At 38.9% G+C, this 17,313-nt stretch carries 17 protein-coding genes; 11 read left to right on the top strand and 6 right to left on the bottom strand.

The features are described 5' to 3' along the window. The first annotated feature begins 108 nt into the window (after positions 1-108). Entirely contained in the window at positions 109-1,878 is a 1,770-nt protein-coding gene (locus H5088_RS18700; RefSeq protein WP_182754123.1) for a sensor histidine kinase, read from the top strand. Between the two features lie 112 nt (positions 1,879-1,990). Next, entirely contained in the window at positions 1,991-2,908 is a 918-nt protein-coding gene (rdgC, locus tag H5088_RS18695; protein ID WP_182754120.1) for a recombination-associated protein RdgC, read from the top strand. A 354-nt stretch (positions 2,909-3,262) separates the two neighbouring features. Here the strand turns inward: rdgC and H5088_RS18690 are convergent, their stop codons facing one another. After that, entirely contained in the window at positions 3,263-3,499 is a 237-nt protein-coding gene (locus H5088_RS18690; RefSeq protein WP_024603839.1) for a YgjV family protein, read from the bottom strand. A 287-nt stretch (positions 3,500-3,786) separates the two neighbouring features. On the opposite strand from H5088_RS18690, the gene H5088_RS18685 reads away from it, so the two are divergent. Next, positions 3,787-4,443, top strand: coding sequence for a Crp/Fnr family transcriptional regulator (locus tag H5088_RS18685; RefSeq protein WP_002962665.1), 657 nt, complete (start codon positions 3,787-3,789; stop codon positions 4,441-4,443). A gap of 48 nt (positions 4,444-4,491) precedes the next feature. Here H5088_RS18685 and H5088_RS18680 read toward each other — a convergent pair whose 3' ends face one another. Both H5088_RS18680 and pepB read right to left on the bottom strand, forming a co-directional pair. Further along, the gene (locus H5088_RS18680; protein WP_002962666.1) at positions 4,492-5,058 is read right to left on the bottom strand and encodes a phosphoribosyltransferase; all 567 of its coding nucleotides are present in this window, start codon (positions 5,056-5,058) and stop codon (positions 4,492-4,494) included. 183 nt (positions 5,059-5,241) lie between these two features. Next, complete coding sequence (gene pepB, locus H5088_RS18675; protein WP_002962668.1) at positions 5,242-6,537, bottom strand: aminopeptidase PepB; 1,296 nt, start codon at positions 6,535-6,537, stop codon at positions 5,242-5,244. Between the two features lie 123 nt (positions 6,538-6,660). On the opposite strand from pepB, the gene sfsA reads away from it, so the two are divergent. The 8 genes from sfsA (at position 6,661) to H5088_RS18635 (ending at position 13,090) form a co-directional block, all read left to right on the top strand. After that, complete coding sequence (gene sfsA / locus H5088_RS18670) at positions 6,661-7,380, top strand: DNA/RNA nuclease SfsA (RefSeq protein ID WP_182693105.1); 720 nt, start codon at positions 6,661-6,663, stop codon at positions 7,378-7,380. Between the two features lie 308 nt (positions 7,381-7,688). Then, complete coding sequence (gene dksA / locus H5088_RS18665) at positions 7,689-8,132, top strand: RNA polymerase-binding protein DksA (RefSeq protein ID WP_002962671.1); 444 nt, start codon at positions 7,689-7,691, stop codon at positions 8,130-8,132. Positions 8,133-8,152: 20 nt separating this feature from the next. Then, the gene (gluQRS, locus tag H5088_RS18660; RefSeq protein WP_002962673.1) at positions 8,153-9,097 is read left to right on the top strand and encodes a tRNA glutamyl-Q(34) synthetase GluQRS; all 945 of its coding nucleotides are present in this window, start codon (positions 8,153-8,155) and stop codon (positions 9,095-9,097) included. Between the two features lie 78 nt (positions 9,098-9,175). Continuing rightward, complete coding sequence (pcnB, locus tag H5088_RS18655) at positions 9,176-10,657, top strand: polynucleotide adenylyltransferase PcnB (protein ID WP_220488901.1); 1,482 nt, start codon at positions 9,176-9,178, stop codon at positions 10,655-10,657. Positions 10,658-10,661: 4 nt separating this feature from the next. Beyond that, on the top strand, positions 10,662-11,147 hold the full coding sequence (gene folK / locus H5088_RS18650; protein ID WP_002962677.1) for a 2-amino-4-hydroxy-6-hydroxymethyldihydropteridine diphosphokinase: 486 nt from the start codon (positions 10,662-10,664) through the stop codon (positions 11,145-11,147). 30 nt (positions 11,148-11,177) lie between these two features. Continuing rightward, a complete protein-coding gene (panB, locus tag H5088_RS18645) occupies positions 11,178-11,972 on the top strand; it encodes a 3-methyl-2-oxobutanoate hydroxymethyltransferase (RefSeq protein WP_002962679.1) in 795 nt (264 codons plus the stop codon). Then, positions 11,972-12,820, top strand: a complete 849-nt coding sequence (gene panC, locus H5088_RS18640) for a pantoate--beta-alanine ligase (RefSeq protein WP_182754117.1) — start codon at positions 11,972-11,974, stop codon at positions 12,818-12,820. The genes panB and panC overlap by 1 nt, the downstream gene beginning before the upstream one ends. A 33-nt stretch (positions 12,821-12,853) precedes the next feature. Then, the gene (locus tag H5088_RS18635) at positions 12,854-13,090 is read left to right on the top strand and encodes a hypothetical protein (RefSeq protein ID WP_024597166.1); all 237 of its coding nucleotides are present in this window, start codon (positions 12,854-12,856) and stop codon (positions 13,088-13,090) included. A gap of 70 nt (positions 13,091-13,160) precedes the next feature. On the opposite strand, the gene H5088_RS18630 is transcribed toward H5088_RS18635, so the two are convergent. The 3 genes from H5088_RS18630 to phoB form a co-directional block, all read right to left on the bottom strand. Beyond that, positions 13,161-14,129, bottom strand: a complete 969-nt coding sequence (locus H5088_RS18630) for a PstS family phosphate ABC transporter substrate-binding protein (RefSeq protein WP_002962686.1) — start codon at positions 14,127-14,129, stop codon at positions 13,161-13,163. Positions 14,130-14,244: 115 nt separating this feature from the next. Continuing rightward, on the bottom strand, positions 14,245-15,552 hold the full coding sequence (phoR, locus tag H5088_RS18625) for a phosphate regulon sensor histidine kinase PhoR (RefSeq protein ID WP_002962688.1): 1,308 nt from the start codon (positions 15,550-15,552) through the stop codon (positions 14,245-14,247). Positions 15,553-15,617: 65 nt separating this feature from the next. Further along, positions 15,618-16,307 carry a phosphate regulon transcriptional regulator PhoB gene (gene phoB / locus H5088_RS18620; protein ID WP_006791869.1) on the bottom strand — a complete coding sequence of 230 codons (690 nt, stop codon included), beginning with the start codon at positions 16,305-16,307 and terminating at the stop codon, positions 15,618-15,620. Between the last annotated feature and the right edge of the window lie 1,006 nt (positions 16,308-17,313).

Here is a 17,313-nt window from a genome sequence, read left to right as displayed (position 1 = left end):
TTATCTTATTAAATTTTAACTTTTTTATTTATTTTTAGAGGTTTATTGACTAACTTTTAAATTACAATAGTAACGTTACAAAAATAACAAAGGATGAACAAGTCACTCATGTTACAAAAAAGCCTTTCTAAGAAGCTGCTAACAAGCGTTTTATCCGTTTATTTTTTGCTTACCTTCGTAGTGACTTGCGGACAGGTGCTTGCTGAATATCTCAATACTAAAGACTATATACGTGATGAATTAAGTACATTACAAAAAACCTTTAGTCGTAGCTTAACACGTGCAATTTGGGAGCTTAATACCAAGCAAACAATTACAACAGCAGAAGGTTTACTCGCCATTCCCATGATTGAAGGGATTATTGTTCGAGATGACAGCGGCGAAATTATTTCACAGTTAGGGCGCTCGCTCGACATACATAAGCTATATAACCAACAGTTAGTACAAGAAGAAGCTATTTTAGAAGACGCGAAATCCGGTCTATTTGGTTACACCTTTCCACTTATTTTTGAATTTTCTGGCCGTGCTACCCAAGTGGGCGACGTTACCTTGTTCTCTAGCCGAGAAGTTGTTTTAAGCCGAATTATGGTATCAATCTACTTTTTGATTGGTAATGCGATGATTAAAACTACCTTTTTAATCATTTTATTTTTAATGGCATTTAGAAAGCTTCTTACAGATCCCTTAGCTGAGCTTACTGAGCAACTAGAAAACCTAGAATTAGATGAGCTAGAAGGACAACACATCGAAATAGAAACAGAGGAGCATAACGAACTAAAAGTAATGGAGCAGTCGTTTAACAAACTAATAGATAAAGTGGTTCAGTACAGAAAAGAGCTTGAGCACACCCAAAAAGAACTCATTATTAGTAACGAAAAGCTCGATCATCACAACATACAACTTGAGCAAGACGTAGCCCGTAAAACATCAAACTTAAGCCAAGCAATGATGGAATTACAACAGCAAAAATACGAACTTGAAAAGCAAAAAATTGTGCTCACTGAAGAAATAGATTTACGACGCAGCACAGAGCAAGAGCTAATTTCAAAGCAAACTGAATCTCAGCGTTATATAGAAGAATTAAGCCTTGCACAGGAACGTTTATTAGGCACAGAGAAGATGGCAGCACTAGGCGGACTTGTGGCGGGTATTACGCATGATATTAACACCCCTATTGGGATAGGTGTAACGGCAATATCGTTTTTGCAAGAACGCTTAAATAAACTCGAAAGTGCTTATAGTGAAAAAACACTTTCACCAAAAGCACTAGAAGAATTTATTAACGAAGCAAAACAAAGTACAAGTTTGTTAACCACTAACTTAGATAGAGCCTCAGAGCTTATTGCTAGCTTTAAGCAAATAGCGGTCGATCAGGCCAGTGAAGCAGTAAGAACTATTAACTTTAAAGATTACACTAACGAAGTAATACGCTCACTGCATCCAAAACTAAAAAAGACATCCCATACAATAAAATTAGAATGCCCTGATGACTTAGTTTTAAATTTACCTGCAGGCGCCATCAGCCAAATTTTTACTAACTTAATTATGAATTCACTCATTCATGGCTTTGAAGGTAAAAGCAACGGTGTGATGGATATCAAAATAAGCGCAGATGACACTAACTTAACGATTGATTACAAAGATGACGGTAACGGAGTTACCAGTGAGCAATTGAAAAAATTGTTTGACCCATTCTTTACGACTAAACGCGATGAGGGCGGAAGCGGATTAGGTACCCATATAATGTTTAATTTAGTTAAACAAACCCTAAGTGGATCGATTGATGCAACGAGTGAACCAGGCAGAGGTCTGCGTTACTATATTCAATTTCCGAAGAACATGGCTAAGCCACTGCCTATTTTTGATAAATATGAATAAATAAAACTACATGCGTTAAATTTGTTCATATTCAACGGTAACAAATCAGTCATTTCGAGATACTGTTTTTATTGCTATGATTGTACAAATTTTTAAATGGATCAATTCCCCTATGTGGTTTAGTAACCTTATTTGTTACCGCTTTAAGCAAGACGTTTCATACACTCAAGAAGATTTTGATAAAGCATTAGAGCAAGATTTATTTCGCCCATGTACTGGTCAAGAGCTTGCAACATTTGGTTGGACAAAAGCATTTGGAAAACACGGCGAAACGCTAGCTCACTTTTCTCAAAAAAGTATTTTAGTTTGCGCTAAACGTGAAGAAAAAGTACTCCCTGCTTCTGTTATCAACGAACTAGTCGCTGAGAAAGTTGATCTGATAGAAGCTGAAGAAAACCGCCCAGTTAAAAAGAAAGAAAAAGACGAATTAAAAGAAAACATTCTTCATACTCTTCTACCTCAAGCATTTAAAAAGTCGAGCTTACAATTTGCCTTTATTGACCAAGAAAACGGTTGGGTTGTTGTAAATAGTGGCAGCTTTAATAAAGCAGAAGAGTTACTAGCACTACTTCGTAAATCGCTAGGAACGCTTCCGGTTGTACCTGCGTTTGCTAACTACGATTTAGATGTGTTTTTAACTGATTGGTTAACTAACTTTAGTACACCAGAAGGCTTTGCTATTGGCTCTGACGCTGAGCTTGAAGAAGCTGACGACAGCGGTGCACAAGTAAAACTAAAAGGCCATGATCTGGCATGTGATGAGGTTAAATCGCACTTAGAAAGTGGTAAACGCGTAACTAAACTGGCACTTGATTGGCAAGAACGCCTTAAGTTTATGCTGCAAAACGATGGCTCTATCAAGCGTTTAAGTTACTCTGAAACTCTAAAAGAAGAGAACGCAGATATTCCTAAAGAAGATATGGCTTTAAAACTTGATGCTGACTTTATTTTAGCTTCTGAGGAAATAAAGCAATTACTTGAAGAACTAACCGCTGGCTTAGGTGACGTTGAAGATTTAGAAAAAGCGTAAATACCACAACCTACATAAATATTTAAGCGCTTTGAAGCATTTAATAGATTCATATATAAGCAGGTTGGTATAACAGACAAAAATCCGATAGCAGTTTACTGCTATCGGATTTTTTAATGGAATTTTTAGAAGCACTTATTTATATATTTGTTATCCGCGAACAGAATTTAGCTAACGTTCGGCGCATTAAAACCTAAGGTAATCATCTTTCAAGTAAGAGCTTACAGCAAGGTTCAAAGGAAAGTTATGTAGAGTGATATGAGATTATCTGTATTCACTTCAAGCCGGAATGCACAAAAACTGAAGTTTTGATTTTAATTGAAATCATTAACTTATTTGTGCAGATAACTTATTTTAGCTTTTAGCGTCTTCAACTTTAGGTTGGCGATATATTTTTATAATGTGGTATAAATTTACAAGCGACAATAAGCCGTTGGTAAAAATAACAGGTACTGCGCCAATGGCAACACCGTATACAGTAAATACAATACAACCAAACATGTTATACCAACGCAGTTTTACTACATCTGTCATTGTTAACGATGCAACCAATAAAGCTGATGCAATATAGCCTAAATATTCCCAACTCAATTGTTCTCTCCTAGCCTTTAGGTTAGCATTACATGTACTGCTAACTTGTGGCACTTATAAGTATTGCAAAGTTACAACAAAATAAAAAAGCTAACTTGCTTAAAAACCTGAAAAAGTTTGCCGGAAAATACCAGCAAATTCTTAAATCATTACACGGGAAATGAAGGTAAAATAATACTATTAGCAAAGCTAATAATATTAGTAGCAAGTTAGCGTAAATTCTTAGTGTCTTAATGCTAACGTCATTAAGATGTAATAAATAGGACAAATGTCCGAAGAGCACATTGATGTTTCAATACCATTTTTCTAGTTACCTTGTTGATCAGCTTTTAACCTTTGCCGGTAGTAGCTATCAACAATCAAAAAAAGAAGTTCTGATCCATCAAGATCAGCCTTTAAGCAAGCTTGTGCTTGTACGCAGTGGCACTGTGTCGTTTAGTTACGACGTAGGTAATGGACGACGCCTGCTGTTAGGACAATTGGATTGTAACAACACCCTTATTGGTGAAATAGAAGCGCTAAATAATAATCCGTGTATTTATACGGTAACGTGCTTTAGCGATGTAACTTATAATCTTATTGAATTAAGACATTGGCGTGCTCTGCTGCTTGAAAAACCAGAACTGAGTTTATACACCGCACAAACTATTGCGGCTAAATTTCAGGAAAACCAAAAAATCAATTTAGATAAGCTACTACTACCATTGAGCTACAACATAGCCAAAGATTGCTTACTAAGAGCCGAGAACAACAACCCTACGCTACTTAGAGCCTATCCAACTGTAAATGCTGAAGCCGAACGCTTTGCTACCACTGAGCGAGCTTACAGACGTGTTGTTACAGAACTTGTAGAAAAAGGCTTGGTACTTAGAAGTAACGATGGCTTACAAGCAGTCGATATACCAAAGCTAAGTGAATACGTAGATAGCTTTGCTCAGCTTTAAAATAAAAAAAGGCCTTAACGGCCTTTTTTTATTTATACAAATTACTGATTACTTCTCTAGCAAAATGTCATGAATTTTCACAAGATCAGATTTACCTGCAATAATTTCATCCGGTGTTAAACCCGATAGTTCATGCGGGAACACTAACCACTCTTCAGACTCATGAATATAATAATCTGGAACAGTGTCTACTTTTGAGTTTTTTGGCTTGTAGTACGGACATGCAATACGAATATCACGTGGCAAGTTTAAGCGCATAAGCTCTGAAAGCTTTTCTTTTAATGCAACAATACTACGACCAGAGTCAAATACATCATCAACAATTAATAATGAGTCGCCTGCATTTGCGTTCTCAACGATGTAATGCAAACCGTGCACTTTAATTTCTTTAGATTGTTTACCAATACCGTAATAAGAAGATGTACGTACTGCAATGTGGTCAGTCTCAATGCCTTTATAATCGTAATATTCTTGAACAGCAATACCGATCGGTGCACCACCTCGCCAAATACCAATAATAAAATCAGGACGAAAGCCATCTTGGTATACTTGTGCCGCTACGCGGAACGAATCTTCAAGCAGCTGTTGAGCTGTGATGTAGCACTTATCTGACATAATTAGAAACCCCAGTGGTGGATATAAGATTTGAGCGCAGCTTAGAGTTAAGCAAAAATTAAACTCAAACAGGTATTGGCGACGGATTTTACCGCAAATGAAATAAAATTGCTTGCCTGTAAATTAAAAAATAGGCACCCAAAGGTGCCTATTTTTAGTGTAAAAAGCATAATTTAGTAAATATTATGCTTTTTCTTGTAGGGTACGAGCAACCGTACGCATACCTTGAGTTGTTGCGCCCGCTGCCCATTGGCTTGTACTGCCCATGTTAAAAGCAGCAGCTAAATCTATGTGCACCCAGCCTTTGCCATCGTTTGGCACAAAGCGTGATAAAAAGCCTGCAGCATTCGATGCACCGCCGTAACCGCCACCCTTTTGTGCACGGCTATTTGCCGTATCAGCATAAGGAGATGGGCAGTTTTGTTGATGCCATTTTTCAAGAGGAAGTGGCCAAGCAGCTTCCATTTCTTGAGATGCAAAACTTTCAACTTCACGTGCAAGTTCTTTATCAAGTGCAAATAATGCATTGTACTCTTGGCCAACAGCAACAAGCGCTGCTCCAGTTAGTGTTGCTGCATCAATGATAAGTGGAGCGCCAGTCTCTCCTGCTGCCATTAAGCCATCAGCAAGTACTAAGCGACCTTCAGCATCCGTGTTTACAATTTCAACTGTTGTGCCATTTTTGTAAGTAAGAATGTCACCTAATTTGTATGCATGACCCGAAATTAAGTTCTCAGCACAACATAAAAACAGCTTAATACGTTTTTCAATACCACGGTTAATAGCCAATGCTAAACCTGCTGTTACTGTTGCAGCGCCGCCCATGTCGCACTTCATACCAAGCATACCTTCGCTTGATTTAATTGAGTAACCACCTGAGTCAAACGTAATACCTTTACCTACAAGCGCAGCACTTACTGGTGCATTTTCGTCGCCTGTTGGGTTGTAATCAAGCTCAAGCAATACTGGTGGGCGAACACTACCGCGACCAACTGCATGAATACCAATCCACTGTTGTTCTAGTAACGCATCACCTTTAATAATTTGGTAACTTACATGTTCAGGCGCTAATGATTGAATAAACTCAGCTGCTTTTTCAGCTAGGCTTTCTGGGTATATGTCATCGGCAGTACCGTTAACCATTTCACGTGCCCAAATTGCTGACGTTTTTAAGTGAGCAAGTTCTTTAATATCTGATTGTGCGTTATCAACAAACTCAACACCGTTTAATGATTTTGGTGTTACAAAGCCTTGGTAAAAAGCCCACTGGCTTTCTGTACACCAAGTATCACCTGCTAATTCAACATTTTTAACGCCTTGGCTTGCAATAGTACGGCCTGCTTTTTGAACATTTTTTAATGTGTCTTGCTCAGATAAATGAACAGTTGCACCGCGCTCGTTAAAAGACAATGACGCATTATCGCCCCAATGACTCGCTGCTGCTTGTTCGCTTAGTTGAACAACAAATTTTTCACTCATGTTAGAATTCCCTTGCACTTAAATGTGCCACCGAGTTTACTATAGAGCGCTTAAGTTCCCAACAGCTTGAGATAAATAACATAAATCACACTGCTGAGCAGTGTTTACGCTTTGGAAGTTATTATGAAGTACACGCCAGCGCTGCAACCAGCCATATTATTAAAGCGCTACAAACGCTTTTTAGCTGATTTACAATTAAGTGATGGCAGCGAATTTACCGCCCACTGTGCAAATACAGGTAAAATGACGGGATGCGCTGAGCCAGGCTTTACTGCTTTTTATTCAACGAGCGATAACGCAAAACGAAAATACCCGCATTCATTAGAACTTACGCAAAATAACTTATCGCAGCTTATTTGTGTAAATACAGCGGTGGCTAATAAAGTAGTTGAAGAAGCAATAAACAATAATGTGATAAGCGAGCTACTCGACTACAGTCAATTGCAAAGCGAAGTTAAGTACGGCAGCGAAAACAGTCGTATCGACTTTTTACTCACAGACGAAAATAAGCCCGATTGCTATGTAGAAGTTAAATCAGTCACATTATTAAGCGAAGATACACCACAAAGCGGACAAGGCTACTTTCCTGATGCGCAAACAGTGCGTGGACAAAAGCATATTCGCGAACTAATAGAAATGATCGAACAAGGCCACCGAGCAGTATTACTGTTCGCTGTTTTGCATGAAGGAATAAATACCGTAAGTGCAGCTGCGCATATTGATAAAAAATACGCCACGTTATTAAACCAAGCAATAATAGCCGGTGTTGAAGTATTAGCATACAAAGCCAAAATTTCAGCTAATGGAGTCTTACTTCATAAAAGAATAGCATTTATAGAATAGTGTAATAAACCAAGAGATTGAACTAAGCGTAATTTACAAAGCACTCTAATTATAGAAAGTGGTAAAAAGTGAATTATAAAAATTAACTTGCTTTTGAAGCTTTTGCCCATATAACAAGGCAAGTTTTAGAAAGCGAATATGTGAATTAATTAAAAGTGTAAATAAACTATTAATACACTTTTTTACTCAGTAAGCATGGTTGAAGCTAATTCGATTAATTAAAAATAAATTTGCCTAGGGTATAAGATTCTGTTATTTATACCGCCGGCTAATGCTGAGGCATTAAATTAAGGATTTAGGAGAGAGTTATGCCAGACCAAAAGAAACATGGTTTATTGGCTCAAGCCGGTTTAGAACCATACCAAGAAAAACCAGGCGAAGAGTACATGAATGATGCACAACGTGCTCATTTTAGAGCAATTTTAGAGACTTGGCGTAACGATTTACGTAACGAAGTTGATCGTACTAAATCGCACATGCAAGACGAAGCTGCTAACTTTCCTGACCCAGTTGACCGCGCTGCACAAGAAGAAGAATTCTCTTTAGAACTTCGTACTCGTGACCGCGAACGTAAATTAATCAAAAAAATTGAAAAAACAATTAATTTGATTAAAGAAGATGATTTTGGCTTTTGTGAGTCTTGTGGCATCGAAATTGGCATACGTCGCTTAGAAGCACGTCCTACTGCCGATTTATGCGTAGACTGTAAAACACTTGCAGAAATCAAAGAAAAGCAATCTGGACGCGGCTAATTAAAACTTATTAGTTAGTTATGTCTCCTACAGCCGTTACTGCGCCTATGCGTAAATATCGCGGTCGTTTTGCGCCGTCTCCTTCTGGGCCATTACATTTTGGCTCACTTGTAGCGGCTGTGGGTAGCTACCTAGATGCAAAAGCTAATCAAGGAAAATGGTTAGTTCGTATTGAAGACATTGACACTACGCGCGTGGTTAAAAACGCCGACTCCGATATTCTAAATACTTTACAAGCCTACGCCCTTTACTGGGATGAACCTGTTGTATATCAAACGCAGCGTCTGTCTTTATATCAAGATATTACCCACTCACTTTTAGAGCAAAACCTTGTTTATGGTTGCACCTGTACTCGAAAGCAAATAAAAGCCATTGGCGGTATTTATCAGGGGCATTGCAAAGCACTTAATCATCATACTCAATCCGGCGCACTTCGTTTAGTTCAGCAACATCCAACGACCCAATTTAGTGATTTAATTCAAGGTGATATATCGGTAAATAGTGCATTATCCCACGAAGATTACTTAATTAAACGCAGTGACGGTTTATTTGCATATCAACTTGTTGTGGTCGTCGATGATATCGATCAAAGGATAAATCGAATTGTAAGAGGCGCAGATTTAATTGAACCAACAGCTCGGCAAATTAGTTTGTTTAAACAACTCGACAGCCCCGTACCTGAATTTGCTCATTTACCTTTAGCGGTTGCCAAACCCGGTTTTAAACTATCTAAACAAAATTATGCCCCCGCCATTTGTAAGCAAAATCCAAAGCCTGCTTTAATTAGCGCTTTTGAATTTTTAGGGCTACCTGTTATAGCTGATTTAAGCGACTTAAATATAGAACAATTAATCGATTGGGGAATTAAAAACTTTAGCTTAAAACAGGTCCCCCAAGTATCCGAAATACAAATTTCTCAACATCCACATAGCCAGAAAGTCCAATTTACACATTTAAGTAAATAAAATAGCTAAAAACGGCTTAATTTCAACACATCAACTTAATTTTTAAACCCTGCTGGTATATGATAGCCGCCTAAATATATGCTAATTACGTCAAACAGCTTGTACTGGGTTATAACCGCCCTATTTGCTGTAACTTTTGATTGCGATGCAGAGTCAATCACACCTTCTAGGAGACAGACTATTATTTCCAAGCTTTTTCAATTTTGCCGACAAATAATCGGCCCGAATACCAGTGCCGAAAGCGCTTCTGTAAGCAGTGAACCTATTGTTGTCACTCGTGGTGAGCATGGTATTTCTCGCAAACAATTTAGCCCAAATGCAATCAAAGTATTATACCGCTTAAAAGACGGTGGCTACGATGCCTACCTTGTTGGTGGTTGTATTCGCGATATATTGTTAGGCCAACAGCCAAAAGATTTTGACGTAGTTACTAATGCAACTCCAGATCAGGTAAAAAAACTATTTAGAAACTGTCGCCTGATAGGTCGTCGCTTTCGTCTAGCACACATTGTATTTGGTCGTGAAATTATCGAAGTGGCAACAATGCGTGGCCACCACGAAGCGCAAGAAGACAAAAATCAAATAAGCCAATCAAGCAATGAGGGCCAACTACTACGTGATAACGTATTTGGCAGTATTGAAGAAGATGCAGAGCGCCGCGACTTTTCAATCAACGCACTTTATTACTCAATTAAAGATTTTAGTATTCACGATTACGCCAACGGCTTAGCGGCAATTAAAGCTAAACAAATCGAGCTTATTGGCGATCCTGAAACGCGTTACCGCGAAGACCCTGTTCGTATGTTACGTGCAGTACGTTTTGCCACTAAGCTTGATATGAGCATTGCGCCTAAAAGTGAAAAGCCAATTAGCGAGCTTGCAAGCTTGCTTGATAACATTCCGCCAGCACGTTTATTTGAAGAAATTCTTAAACTGTTTTTAAACGGCAAGGCCGAAGTTAACTTTTTAATGCTGCGTAAATACGGCTTATTCCGCTCACTTTTTCCTGAACTTGATAAAATTTTAGATAAAAACCCAAGTGGCTTAGAGCACACGCTTATTCAGCAAATGTTTCAAAATACCGACAAGCGTATTAATGCCGATAAAAAAGTAACACCGGCGTTTATTTTTGCTGCCCTACTTTGGTTCCCACTGCTTGAGCGCACTAAAAAAATTCAAAGCCAAGAGCAACTATCTGAATACGATGCTTTCGCACAAGCAATGAATAAAGTACTAAGCGATAATTCACAGCATATAGCTGTTCCTAAGCGCTTTACTTTAGGTGCTCGCGATATTTGGCATATTCAGCACCGCTTAGATAAACGTGCTGGCCAACGTGCATATAGGCTAACGCAACAGCCTCGCTTTAAAGCCGCTTACGACTTTTTATTATTACGCGTAGATGCAGGCGAAACTCAGCATACAGAGCTTGCTCAGTGGTGGACACAATACTTAAGTAAAGATATAAACGGCCAAAAAGAGATGGTTAAAAGCTTAGGTCATCAAGGTGGTCCTAAGCCGCGAAAGCGCCGTCGCCCTACTAAAAAGCCAACTGAGTAATAACATGCATTGTGTTTATTTGGGTTTAGGTGCCAACCTAAACTCACCAAAAGAGCAGCTTGATAACGCGATAATTGCGCTTAAAAAGCTGCCTAATTGTGAATTTGTAAACGTATCGCATTACTATGCAAGTAAGCCTATGGGCCCACAAGATCAACCAGACTATATCAATGCCGTAGCCTGTATTAAAACGACCCTTGATCCAGAGCAATTACTTGATTTAACACAAAGCATTGAGCTTGAGCATGGTCGAGTAAGAAAAGCTGAGCGTTGGGGTCCACGCACACTTGATATCGATACCCTATTATTTGATGATCAAATTATAAATACGGCGCGCTTAACCGTGCCTCATTATGGTTTGAGTGATCGCGAGTTTGTGGTTTACCCACTATTAGAGCTTGCACCTGAACTTATTTTACCTAGCGGCATTGCATTAAAAACCATTGCAAATAACTTACCGCTCAACGACTTACAACAATTACCTCTGTAATTAACCTAGGCTTTTGCCTGCGAGGATATTATGTCTAAAATAACCGTTTCTACTTTAAATAAAATGAAAGCAGAAAATAACAAAATTACTGCATTAACAGCCTACGACGCTAGTTTTGCAAAGTTATTTCATGATAACGGCGTTGAAGTTATTTTAGTAGGCGACTCATTGGGCATGGTACTACAAGGCGGCGATGACACCCTTGGCGTAACAAATCAAGATATTGCATATCATACCCGCTGTGTACGCGCTGGTAGTCGTGAATTATTTGTAATTGCTGACTTACCTTTTATGACCTACTCAAGCGTTAGTGATACCTGTAAAAATGCAGCTGAGCTTATGCGCGCTGGCGCAAACATGATTAAACTTGAAGGCGGAGAGTGGCTTTACGAGAGCATTAAAGCACTCACTCAACAAGGTATCCCAGTTTGCGGGCATTTAGGCCTTACACCACAGTCAGTTCATGTATTTGGTGGCTTTAAAATACAAGGTCGCGAAGAAGATAAAGCACAAAAAATGATTGATGACGCGAAAGCACTTGAAGCTGCTGGCGCGCAATTATTAGTACTTGAGTGTATTCCAAGTGCCCTGGCAAAACGCATTACAGACGCTTTAAGTATCCCAACTATTGGTATTGGTGCAGGCAGCTTAACTGACGGCCAAATACTGGTAATGCATGACCTGGTTGGTATTTCGGCAGGTTACATTCCTAAATTTTCTAAAAACTTTTTGCTCGAAACAGGCAATATGCCTGCAGCCGTTCAAAAGTATTGTACAGATGTTAAAAGTGGCGCATTTCCAAGCGCTGAACATGAGTTTAAATAATGCAATCAATAACTGAAATCAGATCGTTACGTAGTCAAATTAAAGCATGGCGCCAAGCAGGTCTTAGCGTGGCGCTTGTGCCAACAATGGGCAACTTGCACCGTGGGCATTTTTCGCTAGTAGAAAAAGCAAAAAACTTGGCCGACAAAGTCGTTGTAAGTATTTTTGTAAACCCAATGCAATTTGGTGCTAACGAAGATTTAGATAACTATCCTCGTACGCTAAACGAAGACAAACAAGGCCTTGCTGAACTAAGCACTGATATTGTATTTACCCCAAGTGTAGAAACAATCTACCCTAACGGACTGGGTGCACAAAGCTTTGTAGATGTACCTGACATTTCATTAGGCTATTGCGGTGGCTCACGTCCAGGTCACTTTAGAGGTGTTGCAACAATCGTAACTAAGTTATTTAACTTAGTGCAACCAGATTACGCCTGCTTTGGTGAAAAAGATTTTCAGCAATTACAAGTAATCAAAACTATGGCACGCGACTTATCAATTCCGGTTGAAGTCATTGGTGTACCTACAATGCGAGAAGTTTCTGGCCTTGCTATGAGCTCACGTAATGGTTACTTATCTGATGATCAAAAAGCGACTGCAACCGTATTATTTAAAGCCCTTAATACGTGCGCTGAGCAACTTAAAAGTGGCGAGAAAGACTTTGTAAAACTTGAAAGCTTAGCTAAACAAAGTTTAGAGAAAGCAGGCCTAAAACCAGACTATTTTGAGATTGCTCAACGAGATACATTAAAAACTGCTACAATCGAAGATACTCAATTTGTTATTTTAGCCGCAGCCTATTTTGGTGGTGTTAGATTGATCGACAATATCCAAGTCGAAATTTAATATTATTGCGACTCCATTTTAAGGATAAGAAGCATGCACACTTTAATAAAAACAAGCGTAGTCGCCCTTACTTTTGCACTATTGGCAGGTTGTCAAAACCAAGTTGAAAACCCTGAAATGAATCAGTGTGCTCAACAAAACTACCAGTGTGAAAGTAGTTGTGAACAGCAAACAACTGCTGAGGGCTTAAAGCAACAAGTATGCTCTGGCAAATGTGTTGAGAGCTATAATCAATGTAAAGCACAAGCCGAAAAATTAGGTAATATTTAATTCCTTAAAGTTTTTAGTTTTAGGCACAAAAAAACCGCTCAATGAGCGGTTTTTTATTGCTTATAGTTTATTAATTTAAACCAAGCTTCTTAAGTTCTGTTTCTACTAGCTTTGCAGAAAGTGGTACATAACCATCTTTTTCTACAATTTGCTGACCATCTTTAGAAAGTACCATTTTTAAGAATTGCGCTTCCATTGGAGACAACGGCTTGTTTGGGTGCTTATTCACATAAAGGTATAAAAAGCGAGATAATGGATATTTACCTTGTGCAACGTTATCAAGTGTTGCATCAACAAAGTTATCGCCTTTTTTAGCTAGCGGTACTGTACGTACGCCTGATGTTTTATAACCAATACCTGAGTAACCAATTGCATTTAATGAAGATGAAATTGACTGTACTACTGATGCAGAACCCGGTTGCTCATTTACGTTATTACGGAAATCACCTTTACAAAGTGCTTTCTTTTTAAAGTAACCATACGTACCTGATACTGAGTTGCGTCCGTAAAGTTGCACATCTTTAGCTGCCCAATCACCTGTTAGACCAACATCGCTCCAACGGTTAACTTGTTCTGGTGCGCCACATTTACGAGTAGATGAAAAGATAGCATCTACTTGGTCAATACGAAGACCTTCAATTGGGTTATCTTTATGTACAAATACAGCAAGTGCATCAATAGCTACGCGAACTTCTGTTGGCTTGTAACCGTAACGTTTTTCGAACGCTTCGATTTCTTTAGATTTCATTTTACGGCTCATTGGACCTAGGTTAGCTGTACCTTCGGTAAGTGCCGGTGGAGCAGTAGAAGAACCTGCTGCTTGAATCTGAATATTTACATTTGGGTAAATACGTTTGTACTCTTCAGCCCAAAACGTCATCATGTTGGCTAAAGTGTCAGAACCTACTGATGAAAAGTTGCCTGAAACACCACTAATTTTTTGATACTCAGGAATATTTTGGTCTAGAGCAACTGCTTGTGCAGATACGAAAGTTGTAACAGCCACACCCATTGCGGCAACTAAGTTTTTAAATTTCATGTAGAGTTCTCCGGTTTGTTCGTTCCATTTTCTAACTGCTGCCCACTCTAAAGTGAGTACATGACAGTTACATTACTCTTAGATGACACTTTTATGACTTGACCTATTAGCTTAATTATTTAGTCAGCGAAACTATCTTATCTATTGAAAATTCAAAAGAAAAACACGATCCTTTGTTAACTTCACTGCGAATATTTAATTTACTATCATGGCGAGTTAACACATGTTTTGTTATAGCGAGCCCTAAGCCTGAGCCACCTGTTGTTCTACTGCGAGCTTTATCAACACGATAAAAACGCTCAGTTAATCGGTTAATATGCTCAGGCGCAATACCATCACCATTATCGGTAACACTAAAACACGCTTTATTGTTTTTGCGCTGCCAGCAAACTTCTACTTTACCGCCTGGTTTTGTGTAATGAATCGCGTTGAATACTAAATTAGAAAACGCACTACGCAGTTCATCCTCAGAGCCTTTAATATCAAGGGTTTTATCAATATCAAAAATAAGTTCGTGGCCTTTGTCTTGATTAATTGAGTTTGCTTCAGTGTGAATATAACCAAGTAATTGCGGTACATTTATAGCTTTATCGTTGTCTTGGCGCCGTGCACCTTCAATACGCGAAAGCGATAATAATTGGCTGACTAAGCTATCCATGCGCTTACATTGTTCAAGCATGGTATTTTGCGCTTTGTTCCACATTGCTGGCGGCGGCATCATGTCGCCATCCATCATCTCAAGATACCCTGTAACCACTGTAAGCGGTGTACGTAGTTCATGCGACACATTGGCTACAAAGTCTTTACGCATCTGTTCAAGCTGTTTTAAGCGCGTTACATCACGTACCACAACCATAAGTTGCGTACTTGCATATGGCATTACCCTAAACTCAAGCACCTGCTCAATACTGTGACCGTTATCCAGCTCAAGCGCGTCGTCAAATTCGCCTTTGTGCATGTATTTAGCAAACTTAGGTTCGCGAATTAAATTATCAAGGCGCTGACCATGATCGGTAGGCCACTGCAAACCAAGCACTTTAAGGGCTAATTGATTACACCACACAATACTTAAATCATTTTGTAATACCACAACCGCATCAGGAACCGCTTCAGCCCCATCGCGAAAGCGACGAATTAAATCTGCAAGCTCATTACGTTTTTTACGATTACGGTGCTGGAGATGGTAAATACCTTCAAACACTTGCTCCCATGCACCCTCACCCTCTGGTGGATTAAAGCTGCGTTGATTAAGTAGCCAATCGCTCAAACGATAAAGTTGATGGTAGTGCCAAATAAGGAGGGAAAAAGATCCTAAAAATAAAAGCAAAAATGGCGCGCCAACCAGCACACCAATTAATAGTAAGGGTAAAAAATAGATAAACAGGCGCTTTACTAACGCCTGCTTATTAACAACTCGATACATACACTCACTTTACCTTAGAGTAGTAATACATGCGTATTTTACACAGTAGCTAAGCTTTAAGCTGATCACAGCTTACTTGAAAAACGATACCCAGCGCCACGTACTGTTTGCACCAAACGGTCATGTCCAAGTGGGCCAATTGCTTTACGCAGGCGACGAATGTGAACATCAACAGTGCGATCTTCTACGTAAACGTTAGTTCCCCACACATGATCAAGCAGTTGTTCACGGCTATAAACACGCTCTGGGTGAGTCATAAAAAAGTGCAGTAATCTAAATTCGGTTGGCCCCATATCAAGCTCGTTACCTTCTGAGGTAACACGATGAGAAATAGGGTCTAAACGCAGGCCATGTACTTCAATAGCTTCTTCTAATGAGGTTGGCGATACACGGCGAATAACCGCTTTAATACGTGCCATAAGCTCTTTAGGAGAAAACGGCTTAGTGACGTAATCATCTGCACCTACTTCAAGACCGCGTACTTTGTCTTCTTCTTCGCCGCGAGCTGTAAGCATAATAATTGGGATTTGGCGGGTGTGTTCGTTTTGCTTAAACTTTTTAGCAATTTGAATGCCGCTTCCACCTGGTAACATCCAATCAAGTAAAACCATATCTGGGTAAGGTTCAACCATAGCTGCAATAGCAGAGTCGTAATCTTCTGCTTCAATTGCTTGAAATCCATTTTGCTCTAAAACAAAAACCAACATCTCCCTGATAGGAGCTTCGTCATCTACGACTAGTACTTTACGTGACATTCCAATTTATCTCTTACGCTATCGAATTAGTTTTCATTATTATGACTAAGTATGACATTTTTATGAAAGTGTAACGTGTAAATTAAAATGGTGGTAAAAAAAACACAAATTAGTGACAAAAAACCTCATTAACGTCATATTTTTAAAACCTTTTTAATATTTAACGTAATAAAAAGAGATTTACGATAAATTTATGTAATAGCTAACTTTTTGAAATTATCTTTTTTGTATCGCTATTTAAACCACTAAACAATATTAAACTAGCTGGGATCATTGTTTTACTAACCAAGACATTTTTACAGATCGATCGTTTAAAAGTAGCTTTAAAGCCATTTTAAAATCAACAAACCCGCCTGTGTACCAAACAATACGTTCAAAAATAGATCTAAATTTTACTAAGCCCCAAATAAAGGATCAGATTTTTACCAAGCCGATCCCCCCTCAGATCAGAGTTGTACCTAGTCAAAGCCATAAGTTGTTGATTGTTTATACAAATAAATAACGATCAAATTATCTCAGAACCCATATATAGCATTAAAGTGTATTTGGCTTAGTAAAGTAATGATCCGAAAAAGGCTGTGTTAGTAAATGCGTGATCCCAAAATTCCGCGTTGGTAATGCAGTGATCTGATCAAAAAACCGTAATCTGCAATATAAAAAGGGCTGACATTAAAAAAGCCAGCAACAAAGTTACTGGCTTAGGGCCTGTTGACCTTTCAGGATTAAAATTTGTTCAATCTAGGGGCGATTTAATCGCGGCGTGAGGTTTGTAACCTAGCGGGCTAAGTAAAAACCGAGCAAAGCTTCCGCGTCCTGCTCACGCCCCTTACCTACATCCATGTAGGCAACAAAGAGTAAATTGCCCCTAAGCAGAACCCTTCGGGCTGACGAATCCCCAAAACGTGACAGGCACAGCAATTTATGATCTTATGTAAATCACCACAACCCACATAAGTCACAACTGCTATGCCTGAGACATCAGTTTGCCATAAGTACTTTAAACATG

It is taken from the genome of Pseudoalteromonas sp. SR43-3 (assembly GCF_014163875.1).
Classification (GTDB): domain Bacteria; phylum Pseudomonadota; class Gammaproteobacteria; order Enterobacterales; family Alteromonadaceae; genus Pseudoalteromonas; species Pseudoalteromonas distincta.
The sequence above is the reverse complement of the archived record's forward strand: the minus strand, read 5'-3'. Positions and strand labels throughout refer to the sequence as shown.